This is a genomic window from Rhodopseudomonas boonkerdii (genome assembly GCF_021184025.1).
Classification (GTDB): Bacteria; Pseudomonadota; Alphaproteobacteria; order Rhizobiales; family Xanthobacteraceae; genus Tardiphaga; species Tardiphaga boonkerdii.
Genome location: NZ_CP036537.1, coordinates 5,531,301 through 5,549,794, shown reverse-complemented (window position 1 = coordinate 5,549,794; position 18,494 = coordinate 5,531,301). Strand labels below are relative to the sequence as shown.

15 protein-coding genes and 1 pseudogene are annotated in these 18,494 nt (G+C 55.8%); 10 read left to right on the top strand and 6 right to left on the bottom strand.

Features of this window, described 5'->3' with window-relative positions; all coding sequences use genetic code 11:
- Positions 1 to 2 precede the first annotated feature (2 nt).
- Genes E0H22_RS25480 through E0H22_RS25465 form a run of 4 tightly spaced genes read left to right on the top strand, consistent with a single transcriptional unit; the run spans position 3 to position 4,089 of the window.
- Positions 3 to 890, top strand: a complete 888-nt coding sequence (locus E0H22_RS25480) for a branched-chain amino acid ABC transporter permease (protein ID WP_233023668.1) — start codon at positions 3 to 5, stop codon at positions 888 to 890.
- A gap of 4 nt (positions 891 to 894) precedes the next feature.
- Positions 895 to 1,968 (top strand): branched-chain amino acid ABC transporter permease, encoded by a 1,074-nt coding sequence (locus E0H22_RS25475; protein WP_233023667.1) that lies wholly within the window; start codon positions 895 to 897, stop codon positions 1,966 to 1,968.
- Between the two features lie 7 nt (positions 1,969 to 1,975).
- Positions 1,976 to 2,794 carry an ABC transporter ATP-binding protein gene (locus E0H22_RS25470; protein ID WP_233026555.1) on the top strand — a complete coding sequence of 273 codons (819 nt, stop codon included), beginning with the start codon at positions 1,976 to 1,978 and terminating at the stop codon, positions 2,792 to 2,794.
- Between the two features lie 47 nt (positions 2,795 to 2,841).
- The gene (locus E0H22_RS25465) at positions 2,842 to 4,089 is read left to right on the top strand and encodes an ABC transporter substrate-binding protein (RefSeq protein ID WP_233023666.1); all 1,248 of its coding nucleotides are present in this window, start codon (positions 2,842 to 2,844) and stop codon (positions 4,087 to 4,089) included.
- A gap of 366 nt (positions 4,090 to 4,455) precedes the next feature.
- On the opposite strand, the gene E0H22_RS25460 is transcribed toward E0H22_RS25465, so the two are convergent.
- The 4 genes from E0H22_RS25460 to E0H22_RS25445 form a co-directional block, all read right to left on the bottom strand.
- Positions 4,456 to 5,307: an NUDIX hydrolase gene (locus E0H22_RS25460; protein ID WP_233023665.1), complete on the bottom strand. Its 852-nt coding sequence runs from the start codon at positions 5,305 to 5,307 to the stop codon at positions 4,456 to 4,458.
- A gap of 179 nt (positions 5,308 to 5,486) precedes the next feature.
- Positions 5,487 to 5,885, bottom strand: coding sequence for a hotdog fold thioesterase (locus tag E0H22_RS25455; protein WP_233023664.1), 399 nt, complete (start codon positions 5,883 to 5,885; stop codon positions 5,487 to 5,489).
- Positions 5,886 to 6,656: 771 nt separating this feature from the next.
- Positions 6,657 to 7,751, bottom strand: a complete 1,095-nt coding sequence (locus E0H22_RS25450) for an acyl-CoA dehydrogenase family protein (RefSeq protein ID WP_233023625.1) — start codon at positions 7,749 to 7,751, stop codon at positions 6,657 to 6,659.
- A 3-nt stretch (positions 7,752 to 7,754) separates the two neighbouring features.
- Positions 7,755 to 8,975 (bottom strand): acyl-CoA dehydrogenase family protein, encoded by a 1,221-nt coding sequence (locus E0H22_RS25445; RefSeq protein WP_233023663.1) that lies wholly within the window; start codon positions 8,973 to 8,975, stop codon positions 7,755 to 7,757.
- Between the two features lie 357 nt (positions 8,976 to 9,332).
- Between E0H22_RS25445 and E0H22_RS25440 the strand changes: the two genes are divergently transcribed.
- The 4 genes from E0H22_RS25440 to E0H22_RS25425 all read left to right on the top strand — a co-directional run bounded on the left by E0H22_RS25440 (position 9,333) and on the right by E0H22_RS25425 (position 15,943).
- Positions 9,333 to 9,725: a beta-ketoacyl-[acyl-carrier-protein] synthase family protein gene (locus tag E0H22_RS25440; RefSeq protein WP_233023662.1), complete on the top strand. Its 393-nt coding sequence runs from the start codon at positions 9,333 to 9,335 to the stop codon at positions 9,723 to 9,725.
- A gap of 1,279 nt (positions 9,726 to 11,004) precedes the next feature.
- The gene (locus tag E0H22_RS25435; protein ID WP_233023661.1) at positions 11,005 to 11,586 is read left to right on the top strand and encodes a MarR family winged helix-turn-helix transcriptional regulator; all 582 of its coding nucleotides are present in this window, start codon (positions 11,005 to 11,007) and stop codon (positions 11,584 to 11,586) included.
- Between the two features lie 53 nt (positions 11,587 to 11,639).
- A complete protein-coding gene (locus E0H22_RS25430) occupies positions 11,640 to 12,839 on the top strand; it encodes an efflux RND transporter periplasmic adaptor subunit (protein WP_233023660.1) in 1,200 nt (399 codons plus the stop codon).
- On the top strand, positions 12,836 to 15,943 hold the full coding sequence (locus tag E0H22_RS25425) for an efflux RND transporter permease subunit (protein WP_233023659.1): 3,108 nt from the start codon (positions 12,836 to 12,838) through the stop codon (positions 15,941 to 15,943). The genes E0H22_RS25430 and E0H22_RS25425 overlap by 4 nt, the downstream gene beginning before the upstream one ends.
- 55 nt (positions 15,944 to 15,998) lie before the next feature.
- Here the strand turns inward: E0H22_RS25425 and E0H22_RS25420 are convergent, their stop codons facing one another.
- Positions 15,999 to 16,145, bottom strand: coding sequence for a hypothetical protein (locus tag E0H22_RS25420; RefSeq protein ID WP_233026621.1), 147 nt, complete (start codon positions 16,143 to 16,145; stop codon positions 15,999 to 16,001).
- Between the two features lie 296 nt (positions 16,146 to 16,441).
- On the opposite strand from E0H22_RS25420, the gene E0H22_RS25415 reads away from it, so the two are divergent.
- Together E0H22_RS25415 and E0H22_RS26095 are read left to right on the top strand one after the other, a co-directional pair.
- A complete protein-coding gene (locus E0H22_RS25415; protein WP_430715189.1) occupies positions 16,442 to 16,681 on the top strand; it encodes a ferritin family protein in 240 nt (79 codons plus the stop codon).
- A gap of 183 nt (positions 16,682 to 16,864) precedes the next feature.
- Positions 16,865 to 16,984: pseudogene (locus tag E0H22_RS26095) on the top strand (chromate transporter); the annotation flags it as partial.
- Positions 16,985 to 17,064: 80 nt separating this feature from the next.
- Here E0H22_RS26095 and E0H22_RS25410 read toward each other — a convergent pair.
- Positions 17,065 to 18,416 (bottom strand): IS3 family transposase gene (locus E0H22_RS25410; protein ID WP_151612149.1). Its coding sequence is split into 2 segments (ribosomal slippage): positions 17,065 to 18,080 and positions 18,080 to 18,416, totalling 1,353 coding nucleotides; the frame shifts between segments, so codons are not numbered across the junction.
- Positions 18,417 to 18,494: the final 78 nt, after the last annotated feature.

Genomic DNA, 18,494 nt, shown 5'->3' with positions numbered 1-18,494 from the left:
AGATGGACTGGGCGTTACTGGCTGAGACCGGGATAAACGGAAGTCTGATCGGCCTTATGTACTCGCTGGTCGCGATGGGTATCGTGCTGATCTACAAGTCATCATCGGTGCCGAATCTTGCTCAGGGCTCTATGACGATGCTGGGTGCCTACATTGTTCTCGCCTATTCGAGTCGATTTGGCGCACCAATTTGGCTTGCGATTGTTCTGGCAACACTCTCGATGTTCGGAATCGGGATCGCCATTGAACGAATTGCATTACGTCGACTCGCCGGGCGGCCGATTATCATGATCCTTATGATGACACTAGGCCTGGAAATCCTTCTTCGCGCCGGTTCACTTACCATTTGGGGAGCCACCGGACGTCCTATGCCAATCGGCATCAGCGACGACCCGCTTTTCCTGGGAGCGCTGCTGATCAACCGCGCCTACGCAGCCGGTGCGGCGGTTGCCATCGTGATGTTCGGTTTATTTGCGTTATTTTTTCGAACGCGGATGGGCGTAGTATTACGCGCAATTTCCGATGACTACACTGCAGCTTGGTCAGTGGGAATCTCTGTTGAGCGCGGCGTTGCTTTGTCTTGGGCGATGGCATCGGTTGTAGCGACAGTGGCAGGCGTTCTGTGGGCTTCGGTGCAAGGCGTGGATCAATCACTGGCCCACTTACTCTTAAAAGGCGTAACCGTCGCTGTTCTCGGTGGGATGGATAGCCTGGGCGGGGCGCTACTTGCAGGTTTGCTGCTCGGCATCGTTGAAGGTATCGCCGGCAGTTACCTTGATCCTCTTCTTGGTGGCGCCAGTCGGGACCTCGTCGATGCAGCGATGCTGATCGTCACTATCATGCTGCGACCGCATGGCCTTTTTGGCCGACACGACATCGAGAGGATATAAGTCGATGTTTTTCAGGCAAGCCGGCGTATATCATACAAACTACGTTGCTGATCGAGCATTATTCCCGGTAGCAGCCGACCGATGGATCATCGCGATGATCCTCGCATTAGGTGTCGCAGCCCCTTTTATGTTCAGTTCACTTTATCTGAGCAGTTACCTTCTCCCCTGGCTGGTCTGGACCGCCGGCGCGCTTGGTCTTAATCTCATTCTCGGTTGGGCCGGACAGTTTCACTTGGGGTATGCCGCCATCATGGGGATCGGCGCTTATGCGACTGTGCATGCCAACCGATTCGGCGTTCCGTGGGAATTCTCCATCGTCATCGGCGGCGTGTCAGCCGCAGTCATAGGCAGCTGTTTTGCTTTTGCGGCTTTGAGGGTCAAGGGACTTTACCTGGCATTGAGTACGCTCGCTCTTCAGTTTGTCATGGACTGGACCATCTCCCATGTCCCAGCTATCAGCGGGGGAACGCAAGCCACTTTGCAGGCACCGGACATTCGCGTCTTAGGACAGCCCATCGTCTCCGACGCCGGACTGTATTACGTGGCGCTTGTATGGTGCGTTTTGGTAACCCTTTTTATGTTGAACCTGCGTCGCACAGCGCTTGGCCGCGCACTAGTTGCGGTTCGAGAAAAGGACTTTGCCGCGGCTGTCATCGGTGTAAACAGCTTCTATTTCAAGCTAGTCGCCTTTTCGACTTCCTCATTTATAGGAGGCGTCAGCGGCGCGATCCTTATCGGCACATTTTATCATGCCGTGACGCCCGAGCAGTTTTCTGTCGACGTGTCTATCCAGGTGCTCGCGATGGTCATCGTTGGTGGCCTGGGCAGCATCATCGGAAGCTACTTCGGCGCAGCATTTATTCTGCTTATGCCTGGCGTCATGAATAGTTTTATCTCGTGGGGAGCGGCGCGGTTCGGGGTTTCGCTAAGCATTGAGGCACTCGCACATTTGCCTCAGGCGCTCTATGGGGCTCTGATTATTAGTTTTCTGCTTGTCGAACCTTTAGGGCTCGGAAAAATATACAAAAATGTGCGCGATTATCTTTTGGTGTGGCCATTCGGCTATGTGAAGAAATAATGCAATGATGACTGAAACGAGCCCAAAGCCAACGAAGAGCGCAGTTCTATCGCTGAACAATATCGAAGTCGTCTACGACCATGTCTCTCTTGCGATTAAGGGCGTTTCGCTCGAGGTTCCTGACGGTGGTATGGTGGCGTTGCTCGGCGCCAACGGAGCCGGAAAGAGCACGTCTTTGAAGGCGATCAGCGGATTGCTTGTTGCCGAACGAGGTGAAGTTCGCCGGGGCGATATTCAGTTTCTCGACCGTAACTTACGCTCGCTGTCGCCTCAAAGGCGGGTCGAACTCGGAATCGCGCACGTGCTCGAAGGCCGTCGAGTCTTTGAACATCTCACTCCAGATGAGAATCTAATTGCAGCTTCAGCGATCCGAAGCCGTCACGATATGATCCGCAACAAAGATAAAGTTTATACTTACTTTCCACGCCTCTACGAACGCCGTTTCAGTGCCGCAGGCTACCTGTCGGGCGGCGAGCAGCAAATGTTGGCAATTGGAAGAGCTCTAATGACGCAGCCAAAGCTGCTGATGCTCGATGAGCCCAGCCTAGGGCTTGCGCCATTTCTGGTGGCGGAGATTTTTCAGATTATAAGCCAGATCAACCGCGAAGAAGGCCTCTCGGTACTGCTGGTAGAGCAGAATGCAATCGCCGCTCTCGAGATCGTGTCGCATGGATATCTAATCGAGAGCGGCCGAATTGTGATGCACGACACGGCACAAGCGCTGAAAAGCAATCCCGATATACAAGAGTTCTACTTAGGTGGAGCGCAAGCGAAAAATTTCCACGACATCAAGCATTACAGGCGCCGTAAGCGCTGGCTAACCTGATCTCTGTCCTTAATGGTACAACAAGCTAAATAAAACGGAGGAAGCAAATGAAATTTTTGTGCATCGCAGCTAGTGTCGCCTTGAGTGCGGTCTCCGTACTTTCGGCGAAGGCGGCCGACCCGATTCGTTTTGGCCTGTGTTACGACCTTACGAAGGTCTATAGCTTCGTCACTCCTCAAGTGGCTCAGGCTGCGAAGGATTACGCCGACCTGGTGAACAGTAAAGGTGGATTAGACGGACATCCAATCGAGATGGTTGTCCAGGATCATGGCAACGAGCCGCAGCGCGGCATTGAGTGTTATGAGAAGTTGAAGCGAGAAGGTGTGATGGTGTTCGACACTCTGTCAACTCCAGTTTCTCGTGCGGTCCTCCCGCGGATCATGAAGGATAGCAACATACTACTCCAATCCCTAGTCGGGCGCGGAGACGCGGTGGATGGCGATGTCTTCAAATGGGTTTTCCCGATCGGTCCGACTTATTGGGGGCAAGCCGCGAACGACATCGAGTATATCAAACAGAAATCCGGCGGGACCCTTAAAGGAGTGAAAATTGCGTTCCTTTATGTGGACTATCCGTTTGGACAGGAGCCGATTGGCATCATCAAAACGCTCGCCGCCAAGGAAGGTTTTGATCTTCAGCTGTTTCCCTATCCGCTGCCGGGCAACGATCAGGCCTCCGCCTGGACGCAGATGCGGCGATTTGCACCTGATTGGATCATTAGTTGGAGCCTGTCAAATATGCACGTGATCGCATCGCGTGAAATGAAGCGTAACGGGATAGCGCTTGACAAGTACATTGCCGTTAATTGGATGAACGAGGTCGATATTAACAACATAGGTGCTGCTGCGGCGAAGGGTATGAAACGTGGAACAAACGTCGCCGGTGGGTCGAACCATCCGTTGATGCAGGAGATTATCAAGCAGCTTTACGACAAGGGTAAAGGCAACGGCGATCGCAAAAATCTGGACGATGTCTATTACAATACGGGCCTCGCAATCTGGTCAATTGCAATTGAAGGTGCACGCCTTGCTCTGAAGAAGGACGGATGGCCGTTAACGTCGGAGAAGATCAAAAATGGCCTCGAGAGTATCAATGGCTACGACGCGAACGGCATGATCGCTCCGGTTACCGTAAGCGCTAAAGATCACGGCGGTGGCGGTAAAACCCGTATCGAAATGTGGGACGGCAGCAAGTGGGTGCCACAAACAGACTGGATTGCGGCCTACACAGACGAGGTTTGGAATGTGGTAAAAATTCAGTCAGCCGACTACGCTAAATCGGACGCGGCTAAGTAAAAGAAATTAATTCATCGAAATACGAGCTAAGCGAGAGGAGAGTGCGGCGATGAAATCTCATCAAAACGCTCTTCTCTTTTTTAACGACCACAATTTATCTGAGCGTCGCGTTACAAGCCGCAGAAATCTGAACAATTCGCAACGACGGGTGGCTTGCATTAGCTGGTCCGAAAAGCCGTTGAAGAGCGGCCAAGTCCGCCTGATCTCTACGCACCTCCAATCGTTTCTGTCAGCGGTAATGCAAGCTACAAGACGCTACGCCAACTCCCGCCCATTCGACCGTTTCTTTACAGATGCAAAACTTTGAGCGCTACCACCCTCGTTCTTTTTCAATCGCGTGTTGAATTAGCGGCTCCATCAATAGCGCTAACCAGCGCTACCTCTCGCGGTATCTGTGGCCGATAACCTAACGATGCGAGCGTTCTGACCTGGCTCTCCGACAACTAGAAATTCTGCCGAGCCATACCCCGCCTCCAATGGGATGCGCAGTATCCTGCCGTCTGCAGACGTCAATACTTCTGGCCTAACTGTTACGATTCTGTCGTTCTGTGTGGCCGCAAGGGCGGCCGTGACGGTGCGGTGACGATCAACTTTCTCAAGATTTAGCAGAGTAGGAAACAGCACCGTTCGCCTGTTGGCGTCGGCGTCGATGCGCGCTTGGCGTGGGGTGATCCATACGGAGTCGACGGCTTCGTGCCCATCGTGCTGCAGGACATGATTCATCGGCGCTTCTGCAAGGAAAAAATAAGTATCGAAGCGCTTTGGCATATGTGCAGGCGTAATCCAGTGTCCAAAATGCACGAGCCGATCGAAGGCCGCAACAAGCCCTTCCCGCTCGATCATGTCTGCGAACCCTAGTGTACCAACTTCAATCTTCTCACGATATGCATTACCCAAAGTTTCTGCACGCTCGCCATCAACCAACGCGGCCCCTCGAGACTCGCGAGCGAAAAGCACGCCGCATTCTTCGAAAGCTTCGCGGGCAGCTGCAGCCATAAGACCTAGCATCTGATCAGTAAGCCCTTCGACTCCCTCGGCTAGGTGGCGCCATCTCGGATCGGCGTCAGATTGATTAACGGCGCCTCCAGGAAAAACTAAAGCCCCAGAAGCAAATTCTATCTCATGGTGTCGAACGACCATAAATAGCTCGATACCATCAGCGCCGTCGCGTGCAAGCATCAGTGTTGCGGCAGATCGCGGGTTGGTCTGTCCAGTCATGTGGCCCTCATTTGCAGCCCAGAGGAATTATGACAAACGCCGACAAACACAATTGAGCGGAGCCGACGACCTTAGCAGGAATGTTCTACGGCATTATAATTCGCTTGCGGACTACTCTTGGGAGTCACACATGAAAATCGTTCGACGCCTATTGCAATATTGCATTGGACGAGAATGTATCAGCCAATATACGTTCCTCGACCGCTGCTGAGAAGTTTCCCCTCGTCATCAAGAACGCGTGTTTCAGCGACGCTAAGTTGACGCCCCAGCTTTATGGGGCGGCCGATCGAACGCAGCCGCCCAGGAGTAGCAGGCCTATGGAAATCGACCTGCATGTTGATGGTTGCACGCGCTACTCCTCCAGCGGCAAGAATAGCATACAAGCCAGTCAAATCTATCAAGGCGGCCAATATCCCGCCATGGGCAGAAGAAAGCAGAGGGTTAGATACTACTTCGTGGCGCCAAGGCATTTCCAGCGTCAACTCATGAGAGTCAGCGGCGGTGATCCGCAATCCTAGCCATTGATGAAAAGGTGAGATCGAAAGCCGTTCGTTCAACTGTGCAATAGTTAAAGCCAATATTTCCGCCCTCGCAATACCTAGGAACTCAGCTTAGTAATTATCCAAGATCTTGTCTTAGTATTGATCCAGAATATCAGCGCAGTGCTTGTTAGGAAAGCCTAACACACTTTGCCCGCAAGGAGCGTCGCCCCACCAGAGAACGGCTTTACGCCTACGCTCGGCTTGCAGGAGGCGGATCGGTTGTGACCCCAGACATAAAGCACTTCGATTGCAGGCAACGCCTGCACCAACACGTCGTTCAGAACCATGCGTTTTGCAAAGTTTCTAACACGTGTTCGAAACTATGATGCTATCCTCGACGCCGGTCAAGTCCCGTATAGGCTAAGTCGATCTTTCTAAGGCCTCTAAGATTTTATCGTGCTTCGGAAACTCTCGTGCCTGTTAGGTCCTGAGTATAAGAGCGGCGACATCATGCGAAGTGCGTGTGATTTTAGATGCAGTTAAAGTTAGAAAGCAGGGTTTACTAATGGCGGGCGTTTCAAGTGGCTCGGGAGATCGGGTTGCGATAAAAAGCTGGGATCTTGATCTAGCTTATACGGACAGCCTTCAACGATAAGTATCCACGCTGAAAGCCCTTCTCAAGCACAGCGGGACAGGAGTTGCGCAATTCGGCCCAGATCAGAAAAGGTCCGTCTATCCATCTGGGATCAAGGTGATCGGGTCCGTTTCCCAATGCTGTACAAGTTGATGGGTGATCAGCTTGCCTCCCATGCGTTTGAGGACTTGCGGCCAGGTGCCGGCAGAACCGAATGCCAGATTTGAGATTAATTACGCTACCAGCCAACCCTGCACCTTTGCAGCTTCTCGCCGACAATACTCAGGCGCTCCCAAGATCTGACGGTCAAATGCGATGCGCTTGAACCAGTAGTGCAGTCCGAGCAGGTCGGTGAATCCCATGCCCCCATGCAGTTCCGTGGTCAGACGAGCAACTTCCCTGCCGACTTCGCTCACATGAGCCTTGGCATGCAGGGCCATAATGCGAGCTTCCTCAGGCAATGCATCTTGCGCATAGGCGGCGTACCATACCAGCGCGCGACAAGGTTCTAACATTGTCGCTAGATCTGCAATTGTATGCTTGACAGCCTGAAAGGAACCGATGGCGCGATCGAATTGAACCCTCTCTTTCGAATAATCGAGAGCTCGGTCGAACATGAACTGCGCAGCTCCTAGGGTATCTGCGGCGAGGACCAGTCTTCCCGCATCAATAACACGGGTCGCAGCTTCGTGTGCATCGGCAGCTGCATCTAGAATGATTGCTTTAGCTCCACTGAAAGCGTAGCTGGATATAGGCCGAGTCCGATCAATGCTTGCATGCACGTCAACAGTGACCCCTGTATCATGAGCGTCAACAAGTGCTGCCCGACCATCAGTTAAGAGCACGAGGACGTGAGATGCGGCTCCAGCGTCGAGCACTCCGGTCAAATGGCCACTAAGCATGTTGCCTTTCAGCCATGCTGAATTGCATCCTGTTTGCCCGGCTCCGTCCACGAACGCCATACTCATTTTAACTTCGCCGCTCGCTATCTTGGGAAGCCATTCCGCTTGCTGCGCCTCGCTGCCAAAAGACATCAACGTAAGCGGCGCCATCACGACGCTGGCCAGAAACGGTAGAGGCGTAACATGATAGCCGAGACTTTCCGCAACAACTGCCGCGTCCAGCAACGCCAGTCCGGTGCCCCCGAAATGCTCCGGGACCAGAAATCCCACAATCCCCTGTCCCACCAAGCCCTCCCACAGCGCTGCATCAAATCCGGTGCCAATTCCGGCGACCTTGCGCAACCTCTCGATAGAGAGCTCTCCTTCCAGAAATCGGCGCAGCGAGCTCTCAAGTAGCTGCTGTTCGTTGCTAAGACCAAACTCCATGTCTCATACCTTTTGGGCGGATTTTGTATTCGCGGTCGGCTCGCGGGGCAAACCAAGTCCGCGCTCTCCGATGATGTTCTTTTGGATATTGGACGAGCCACCACCGATGATCAGACCGATATCGTACATGTTGTCGATCTGCCAAGTCGTTGCCTCATCGTCTTCTAGTGCTTCACCTTTAGGCTCATAAGACAGACCTGCCGCACCAAGCACGTCGACGGCCAACGAAGACAAGCGGTAGGCAATCATGGTGCCGTTTAGCTTTACGATCAGGCGCCTGACACCCGACTCTTCATCTCTGGACTGCTCACTCAGCAATCGAAGACCGTGGAATTTCGATGCAAGGACTTCACCTTGAAGCTTGAGAAGCCGATCGCGATACTCCGGAATTTCAATTGTCGGCACACCTATTAAAGAAGTCCTTCTCATCAACTCTATGACCCGGGCAAGCCGATGTGCGAGCTTATTGGGATCGCCAAGGAGAAGGCGTTCGTATTTCGAAGTCACGTTAGCGACGTGCCAGCCATCGCCTCGCTGCATTACGGTCTGGTCGATTGGAACGCGCACATTGGTAAGGAAAGTCTCGTTAAATTCGGCTCGCCCGGTCATTGTTATGAGTGGACGGACCTCGATTCCTTCGGCACTCATTGGGATTAAGAGATACGAAAGTCCGCCGTGTTTGCCCTTATCTGCATCGGTGCGGCACAGCAGGAACATCATGTCAGCAAAGTGCGCCGAACTGGTCCAGATTTTTTGACCATTGATTACAAAACGACCGTCATCCACATACGCATGTGTTTTTACAGCTGCCAAGTCTGAACCAGACCCCGGTTCGGAATATCCTTGACACCAGATGACCTCGCCGCGGATGGTCGGACCGATCCATTTTGCGCACTGCTCTCTGGATCCAACCTCAAGAAGGGTCGGTACAAGCATCGAGATTCCCTGATTCATGATGCCTGCAGAAACACCGGCCGTCGAAAATTCGTCTGCTATGATCGCCAATTCCATTACGTCTAGCGGAAGGCCGAAGCCGCCGTACTCCTTGGGAATGGTGCGCGCGAAGTATCCACGCTGGAGAAGCAGGCGCTGCCAATCCAGCGCCCGCTTGTCCGGTCGTTTACGACCGCCTCCTGTACGGGGCGACTGATCGCCGTATTGCTTTATGAAGTCGCGCACCTCTTCTCGTAGCGCTAGGTATCTGGGGCCATAGCTCAAATCCATGAGCATTCTCCTCCGCCAAGCGCTCCTTGCAAAAGCTACCGCATGAACCGGCGCTCGATGTGCGAGGTTTTCGCTTCTTAAATCAAATCATCAGTCAGCGCCCGCCCGACAGGGGCTTGCTTTCACAAGTCAATAATTCTAACGTTCGTTAGAAACGGCATCCTCACTTTCTTTAATGGCTGGGTCAAGTAAGGCATCCCGTATTCTTTCGCCCGCACCACAGGATGAGAACCCAGGGAAGGTTAGAGCCGATGCTCCGTCCTCATGCTTGCAGCCGGATCGAAGTAACTAATGATGAATGTGTGTAAGGCGCAGATTTCAGTTAGTTAAAAATAATTGTGATCGAGAGGACCTCATATGTCGCTTCGTGAGCGTATCGCCATAACTGGTATCGGCGAAACCAGTTACAGTCGCAACTCGGGAAAAAGCGTTCTGGCGCTTCAACTCGAGGCCTCTTTAAAAGCAATCGACGACGCCAGACTGTCGCCGAAAGAAATCGATGGTATCATTCCCTATTCGAATTCGGTGGTCGTAGCAGAGGACTTCATAACAAATCTTGGCATCGATGATCTTCGTTTCTCGGCGACCACTCCTCTTGGAGGCGCAAGCTGCGTTGCCGGAATACAAGCAGCTCTTTTCTCCGCGAGTGCGAGACGTTGTGCCTTCCGGGACAGAGGCTGGCACCATAAGTCGGCGAGATCGCAAGCAAGCGATTCCAGCACAGCTTCCAAGCTGCGCTGCCGCGTTTAAAGTTCCGGCATGCTGCCTCTCCACCCCGACATGACGATCTGCACGGCGGAACGGAACAGGTCCATCTTGCCCAAATACCGCGAATAAATTTTACGTTTGGATGCTCCAGCTCGGACTGCTATCTCGTCGAGCGAGCCCCATGGTAACCCCATTTTAGGAAAGCCCGGGTTGCAGACCCGAGGATTCGATTATGGGGCTGGCCTCCGATGACGCATTCGCTCATCTCGCGGATGACCCTTTTTGGAACTGCGGTCGCTTCCCGTGAACGCATGCGAGGCGTAATACGGAACGGTGTGGTTTATCAAGATGCGTTCCTGGTCCAGCCGGATTTCGGGTCGCGCTAGGCGGTTGAGGACGTCGATGAACCAGCCCAAGCTCCCGCGAACCAGCCAAGCAGCTGGATCTTGATGTTCGCCGTACAGCAGAGCGTGGCCAAGCTGGGCAACACGACCTCGGAGAAAGCCGTTTCCATAGAGGCCGAACTTGCCAAGCGAACCGTTACGACAAGCTTGTTTTGACGGTCTGAAGCTGCGAACGACTTGTATACGCCCGGGGGGGGGGGGGGGGGCGGGTTATTGCCAGCGTAACGCCTCCCGGAGAGCGAGGCGATAGCCTTCAACAGGGGCGCTCCTGTATCAACGAGGGCATGATGCATCGATTGTCGATTTCGGCAGTAATCGAGCAGCAAGTATCGGATCTCGCGCGGATCTACGTGCAAGAGCGGGGGGACGTCGAAAACCATCGCAGCCGGCCTGGCGGAATAAGGCATTCGGCAGCAAAACGTTCGACCCATCAATCCGAGCCGCCTTGCGCAGTTCGTTCTCCGATCGGCCCGAAGCTCGGAACGGGCCTAAAGCCCGAGCATCCGGACTTTCTCGTCCGATCGGACCAATCATCGAGTACCGATTGCGCCGTCAGTCAGAGGCAGAGAATTTAATCAGGCATTACCGGAGGATCCTTTCTTGAAACCGTAATTGTATAGTACTCTCATAAACAGCGTACGAAGCCGGGTGTTGACAGCCAGCTGGCCCGGAACATGCCGCGAAAGATGCTAGAATCCTCCAGCAGGGACGCGGCTAGAGGTTTCGCCGGCGAGCGCAATCACTTCGATGGACATGCGATCGAAACCGGACCTAGGGAATTTCCCGGTCACCGATTTTTAGGATGCGGAGAAAGGGACGTCCAAGCGTGCGGCTCTCTTTTCCGGCTTGCTGTCATATACTCCATTACGGGACCTCCGGGCGAGCACATTTGTGCCGAGGCGGCTTGCAATCCCTATATGATTTACGATACCGTTCCGTTTAGTTCTAGTCAAATTTCCCGAAGCGCGATGGAAACTGACGGAAGTGATCGAGCGGAGCTTTTGCCGAGCGGATGGTCGACGCGGTCCAGTGCGGAGCGCGATACCCTTCGCAAGATTGGCGCGATCAACGACCAGTTGAGCCGTCTGAAGGAGCTTTGGGCGGATAGCCTTGATGTATCGGTTGACCACATTAACCTCATTCTCGCCGTCGTTGATCTGGATCGCGGCAAGGGCGTGACGACACTTCAGGCGGCCAAATCTCTCATGCGCGACGTCCGTTTCGTCGTCGGACAGGCCAAGCAACTTGAGATATTGGGTTACCTCGCGCGTGAAATCGCGCCATGGAACAGCAGGATGGCGATCCTGTCGCTTACTCAGGAAGGAAGGGCGAGAATCCAGCGGCTTCGCGCGCGCCCTGACCCGGCAAGGAGCAGGCTTTTCGAAGCGCTCGACGATACATCGCTTGAAGAATTCTACGGCGCGCTCGAGATCATCGAGCGGAAACTGCTGCGCGTGATCAGAGCGCAGGCGGTCGGACCTCGCTCCGAGGGAATTTGATCTCGAAAATTCAGTTCAACTTCGGCTCTCTCATTCCCACCAGGATAGACACGATGTTTCCCAATAAGGCCATCCCGATTGGAGCGTTCCTCCTTGTGGCTGTCTCCGGACCTGCAGTTGCGCAGGCTCCGCAAAGCGCTCCGCCTGCAGTCGGCGTCATCGACGTCGCCCAACGACCGATCATCGAGACGAGCGAGTTTCTCGGCCGCGTCGAGGCGGTCAATCGCGTCAGCGTCGTGGCACGCGTGACGGCCTTCCTCAACAAGCGCTTGTTCGAGGAAGGCAACGAGGTTGCCACTGGCGACCGGCTCTACGCGCTTGAGCGAGCGTCTTTCGAAGCGGACCTGAACGCCAAGAAGGCGCAGGTCGCGCAACTCCAGGCCACGCTCCAGAATGCGACGACAACCACGGAGCGGCAGCGTATACTTCTGCAGGGACCCGCCGGTACGCAGGCCAACTTCGACTCGGCGATCGCCAACCAGAAGAGCCTCGAGGCTCAGGTTCAGGCCGCTCAGGCACAGGTCAGTCTCTCGCAGATCAACGTGGACTACACGGATATCCGGTCGCCCATCAACGGCCGCATCGGACGAACCTCGGTCACCGAAGGAAACGTGGTCACCCCAACATCGGGCGAACTGACCACCATTGTCAGTCAGGACCCGATGTACGTAACCTTCCCGATCTCGGTCCGCCAGGTCTTGGAACTGCGGACGCAATATGCGGGGAAGGGCGGCTACAACGCCGTCGTGATCCGGCTGAAGCTTCCTGATGGCCGAACCTACAGGCAGACCGGTCATCTGAACTTTGCTGACAACACGATCTCCCGGAACACCGATACTTTGACCGTGCGCGGTACAATCCCCAATCCCAAGACCACGCTCGGCGACCGCGAACTGACGGATGGCGAGTTCGTCACCGTTCTGCTCGAGGGCGTGGCGCCCGTTTCTCTTCCCGCGATCCCGCGCGCTGCCGTGTTGAGCGATCAGAAGGGCGACTACGTGTTTGTCGTGGGGGCGGAGAACAAGATCGAGCAGCGGCGTATCAAACTCGGTCAGTCCACCGCTGAGGTTGCCTCCGTGGTCGATGGCCTGAAGGTCGGTGACAAAGTGGTTGCGGAGGGCGTGCAACGCGCCAGGCCCGGTCAGCCGGTCGCTCCCGGGCCTGTCAGCGCGCAAATGCAGTCCACCATGGACCGGTCGGATCCGAACGCACCGGGGGGCGTCGCTCCGAAAAACTCGGGTGCCGCGAAATGATCTCTTCGGTTTTCATCAGCCGACCAAGGTTGGCCATCGTCATCGCGTTCGTGACCTGTATTGCGGGCCTGTTGGCCCTTACTCAGATTCCGGTCGCGCAATTTCCTGATATCGTTCCGCCGCAGGTTACCGTCAGCGGAACGTTTCCCGGCGCTTCCGCTTCGGTGGTGGAAGCGAGCGTGGCGCAGCCCCTCGAAGCGCAGGTCGTAGGCGTCGATAAGATGCTCTATATGAAATCGACCAGCGGCAACGATGGCACCTACACGCTCACGGCCAGCTTTGCGCTCGGATCGAACCCCGACATCAACACCGTCAACGTGAACAACCGGGTTCAGGCCGCCCTGGCGCAGTTGCCGCAGGAGGTGCAGCTCCAGGGACTGACGGTACAGAAGAAGTCTTCGGCCATCTTGCAATTCGTCGTCTTATACAGCGAGAACGGCGAGCAGGACCCAGTCTTCATCACAAATTATGCCGTGGTCAACGTCCTTGACGCGATTTCGCGCACGCCAGGCGTCGGTCAGGCATCGTTGTTCGCGAAAATGAATTATTCGATGCGGATCTGGTTCGATACCCAGCGTCTGACCAGCCTCAATCTCGCTCCCTCGGATGTCGTGAACGCCATTCGCGCCCAGAGCACGCAGGCGGCCGTTGGCCGCGTCGGTGCCCGTCCGATCAGCGACGATCAGCAGTTTCAGTTCAACGTGCAGACCCAGGGGCGGCTATCGACGCCCGAGCAGTTCGCGAAGATCGTGCTGCGGGCCAATCCGGACGGCTCGATTCTCACCGTCGGCGACGTGGCCCGCGTCGAGATCGGCGCCCAGAACCTGGACTCGGAGTCCAGGATCGACGGACGCCCGGGCGTTGGCATCGGCATCTACCTCGCTCCCGGCGCCAATGCGGTGACGACGGCCGCTGCCGTTCAGGATACGTTGAAAAAACTTTCGCCGCGCTTCCCCCTAGGCCTGAAATACCTCGTCCAGTTCGACACCACCACGTTCGTAGCCGACACGATCCACGAAGTCCTCCGAACGCTTGGCGAAGCATTCGTTCTCGTCGTCATTGTCGTCTACCTTTTTCTCGGCAGTCTTCGGGCTACCATCGTGCCGACCATTGCCGTGCCTGTCAGCCTGATCGGGTCGTTCGCTGTCCTTTTAGCGATGGGCTATTCGGCCAACACGGTTTCGTTGCTTGCGATGGTACTTGCGATCGGCATCGTGGTCGATGATGCCATCGTTGTCGTCGAGAACGTCGAACGCGTGATGGAGGAGGAGCCGGATTTGTCGCCGACGGAAGCGACGCGCAAGGCGATGTCCCAGATCACAGCGCCGATCATCGCGATCACGCTCGTCCTGCTGTCGGTGTTCGTCCCCATCGCCTTCATACCAGGGGTTTCGGGCACCTTGTTCAGACAATTCGCCGTTACGATCAGCGCCGCGATGCTTATATCAGCTATCAATGCCCTGACCTTGTCGCCAGCCCTTTGCGCGATCTTCCTGCGGCATTCCGGACCGCGTAAAGGTTTCATCGCGAAAGTCATGCGAGGGATCGACTGGAGTCGCGACAAATACGCGGGCGGGGTCCGACGTCTTGTCCGAGTCTCGGCTTTTTCACTTGTCGCAGTTGCAGTATTTGCTGTCGGCATCTTCGGCCTGTCCCGGATCACGCCTACCGGGTTCCTTCCGGAAGAGGATCAGGGCGCGTTCTTCGTGATGGTCCAGTTGCCGAACGGTGCCTCCGTCGGTCGCACCGGTGAGGTGACGAAACAGGTCGAAGAGATCGTCAAGAAGATCCCGGCTGTAAGCCATACGATGTCGATCGTCGGGTATTCTCTGCTCGATGGCGGCGCCTTGCCGAACAATGCGTTTATGGTCGTTCGCCTTAAGCCGTTCGAGGACCGCAATGCTGCGGCCGATGCGGCGCAAAGCGTGATTAGGCAGGTGTTCCGGGAAGGACAGAAGGTCCGAGAGGCGAATGTCGTCGCATTCAACCTTCCACCCGTGATCGGTCTCTCGACGGGCGGCGGCTTTGAATACGTGCTCGAAGCTCTGGAAGGACAAGATCCTGCGGCCATGAACAGCGTCACGGGCGGCCTGCTTGCGGCCGCCAACAAGGATCCGGAACTGGCACGCGTGTTCTCTACCTTCACCGCGTCGAACCCGTCTCTTTATCTCGACATCGATCGCGCCAAGGCGCAGGCCCTGGGTCTCAACATGAGTGATGTCTTCACCGCGTTGCAGGCAACGCTCGGCGGCGTTTACGTCAACAACTTCAACATGCTCGGTCGAACGTGGCAGGTGAACGTCCAGGGCGAGGCCGCGAACCGCAACGACATCCGCGATATTTGGCAGATCTATGTCCGGAACAATCGGAACGAGATGGTGCCGCTCCGGTCGATCGCTGAAATGAAAACAGAGCTCGGCCCGCAGGTGATCACGCGCTACAACAACTATCGAGCAATCACCGTCAACGGCGGTCCCGCGCCGGGCGTTTCGTCCGGTACCGCGCTGGAGGCGATGACGAAGGTGTCAAACGACACGCTTCCGCTCGGTTACAGCTTCGAATGGACGGGCACCGCGTATCAGGAACAGGCCGCTTCCGGACAGACGGGAATGATCCTCGGTCTTGCCGTTTTATTCGCTTATCTGTTCCTCGTCGCACTCTACGAGAGCTGGACTATCCCAATCCCGGTCCTGCTGTCGGTGGTCGTCGGCGTGCTCGGATCGTTTATCGGCTTGAAGATTGCCGGACTTAGTCTCGACCTCTACGGCCAGATCGGTCTGGTCGTGCTAATTGCTCTGGCGGCGAAGAACGGCATTCTGATCGTCGAGTTCGCCAAGGAGCAGCGGGAGGCGGGGCACGACATCGTGTCGGCCGCGATCTCGGGTGCAGAGATGCGTTTCCGCGCCGTGATGATGACGTCGGTAGCATTCATCCTTGGTCTTATGCCGTTGGTCATCGCGACGGGCGCCGCTCAAATCAGCCGCAGGGCAGTGGGGACCGCAGTTTTCGGTGGAATGATTGCGGCGAGCTCCATCGGCATCTTCCTGATCCCGATGCTATATGTCGTCTTCCAGCGGCTCCGGGAGCGGATTAGAGGAGGTTAGACAACGAACCGGAACATAGCGGCCACGACGGCGACGCGGCCGCGTCGGAGCGTGGTCATCGGACCACGTAGGACTTGCACTTCCAGTCCGAGGTCGGTTGCTTGAAGGGGCGTTTGTCGCCGGTAAACGACACTACGACTTTCCGGCCGAGCATGGGAAACACCTGCGGATGGCCACCCCCATCGAAAGCAATTTTCGCCACCGTGCGATCCGGTCGAAGGGTCGCTGGACCTGCCGCGCTCTCACTAAATTTGGCGATAGCTCGCGGCAACCATCGCATTGCGCTTTGCAAGACATTACCAACTGGCGCTACGAGTGATGCATGACTGTCTGAGATCAGCGGAGGCGTGGCCTTATAACGATAATAGTCCTATTTTTAGGATTGTTCTACTATTTGCCGAAGTGGTTCGGATGAGTTTGAGTTTTCGTTACGCCGGTTTTACTAACTCTTTTAGCGGGAGCACTGCTGGCACTGGCGATCTGGTCCGAAGAGGACACGTGCGTATCTATTCCACCTCTGCCGAGCAGCTTCGCGGGCAATACCCGGCGACAGCAGCAATTTTCGATGAAATGGCTGGGGAGGAGGACGGCCACCGGCAGCTCTTGACTGACATGTTTCGTCGCCGTTTCGGCAAGGTCATTCCAATGATCCGTCGCGAAGATGTCGCTCGTTATGGCTCCCGACTTGTGCCCAGGCAGTTCTCTCGGGCGCTCAAAGGGACGCCACGAGCTACGTGATCCACTCACCGACGGTGTAAGGTGGCGGGCTGACCTAGCAGCGGCAAACGGCGCTCGTGACAAGACCAGCCGAAGTTTCCTTAGTCCCCTTTTGGAGAGGGAGTTCTACGAAGCGTTACTACCCTGGTCTTATAAACGGTTTACCCAAATGCAGTGGGTTAGCCGGCCTCGGTGCATGGTAAGATCGTGGGGACTGGTGCAGAAAAAAGAAGCTCCCTTGAGGTTTTCCTCGTCTTCCTGAAATTGGGCCTAACCTCCTTCGGCGGGCCGGTGGCACATCTGGGCTACTTCCGGTCGGAGATCGCTGAGTGTTCGTCGTCAGATAATTTGAGACCGCTCAGGCATTTCGAGAAGGGAGGATCTGGCTCATCTAGGGTTAAAGTTTAAGCGGCTTGCAATCGATGCTGCAAGCGGCGGTTTGCAATGGTTTCACGTTTGATGCGCGCACGCTCAGTCAGGATGGTTTCGGCTCGGCCGAAGTAAACATCCGCAGGCGTGAGGTTGTCGATGCTCTCATGATAGCGGTGATGGTTGTAGTGTTCGACGAAGCCGCTGACCTGACGTTCGAGGTCCCTCGGTAAATGGTAATTCTCGAGCAGGATGCGGTTCTTCAAGGTCTGATGCCAGCGCTCGATCTTGCCTTGGGTCTGGGGATGATACGGCGCACCGCGCACATGCTGCATATCCTTGCCCTTGAGCCAGGTGGCCAGATCTTCCGCGACGTAACTTGATCCGTTGTCGCTCAGAAGCCGTGGCCGCTGCTTTATATTGACGTGGTCCAGGCCTGAGGCGGCAAGCGCCTGATCGAGCGTGGCCGTGACGTCGGAGGCGCACATGGTGGGACCAAGCCTCCAGGCCACAATGTAACGAGAGAAGTCGTCGAGCACCGTCGATAGATAGTACCAGCCCCAGCCAGTGATCTTGAGGTAGGTGAAGTCGGTCTGCCAAAGCTGGTTGATCGCCGTGGTCTTGTCCTTGAACTCATTAGCCGCCTTGATCACCACATAGGCGGGGCTGGTGATCAGGTCGTGCGCCTTCAGCAGCCGATAGACCGAAGCCTCGGAGACAAAGTATTTTCTCTCGTCGGTGAAGCGCACCGCCAGCTCTCGCGGCGACAGCTCGGGGTGTTCCAGTGCCAGATCGACGATCTGACCGCGGACATCGTCCGGGATGCGATTCCAGACCCGGTCCGGCTTGGAGCGGTGATCGGCCAGCGCCTCGATGCCACCCTCGCGATAGCGATCGTACCATCTATAAAAGGTGGCTCGCGGGATGCCGAGCTTTTCCAACGTGCGCCTGGCAGGCAGATGCGATTGCTCGACCAGCGCGATTATTTCGGATTTCTCGGATGCTGGATACCTCATGCCTCGTTTTCCCCAGCCCCGTTCATGCTTTTTTTGAGCAGGCGGTTCTCCAGGGTCAGGTCGGCCACCACCTCCTTCAATTCGGAGGCTTCGCGGCGAAGGTCTTTCACCTCACCGGACGTGGCGGAACGGGCCGTGTCACCCGCCAGGCGGCGTTTGCCGGCCTCCAGAAACTCCTTCGACCAACCGTAATACATCGAGGCGGCAATGCCTTCGCGGCGGCACAGCTCGGAGATGTTCTCCTCGCCGCGCAGTCCTTCCAGCACGATACGGATCTTCTCTTCCGCCGAATACTGCCGACGCGTCTGCCGCCGGATATCTTTTAGCACTTGTTCTGCGGGCGCTTTGCCCAGTTCGGATTTCTGCTTCATCTTCGCTCCTGACGGCTACGATGAACCAGAAATCCTCCTTTCGTGAAGTCCCTCATTTGGTCTCAGAGGCGATGACGC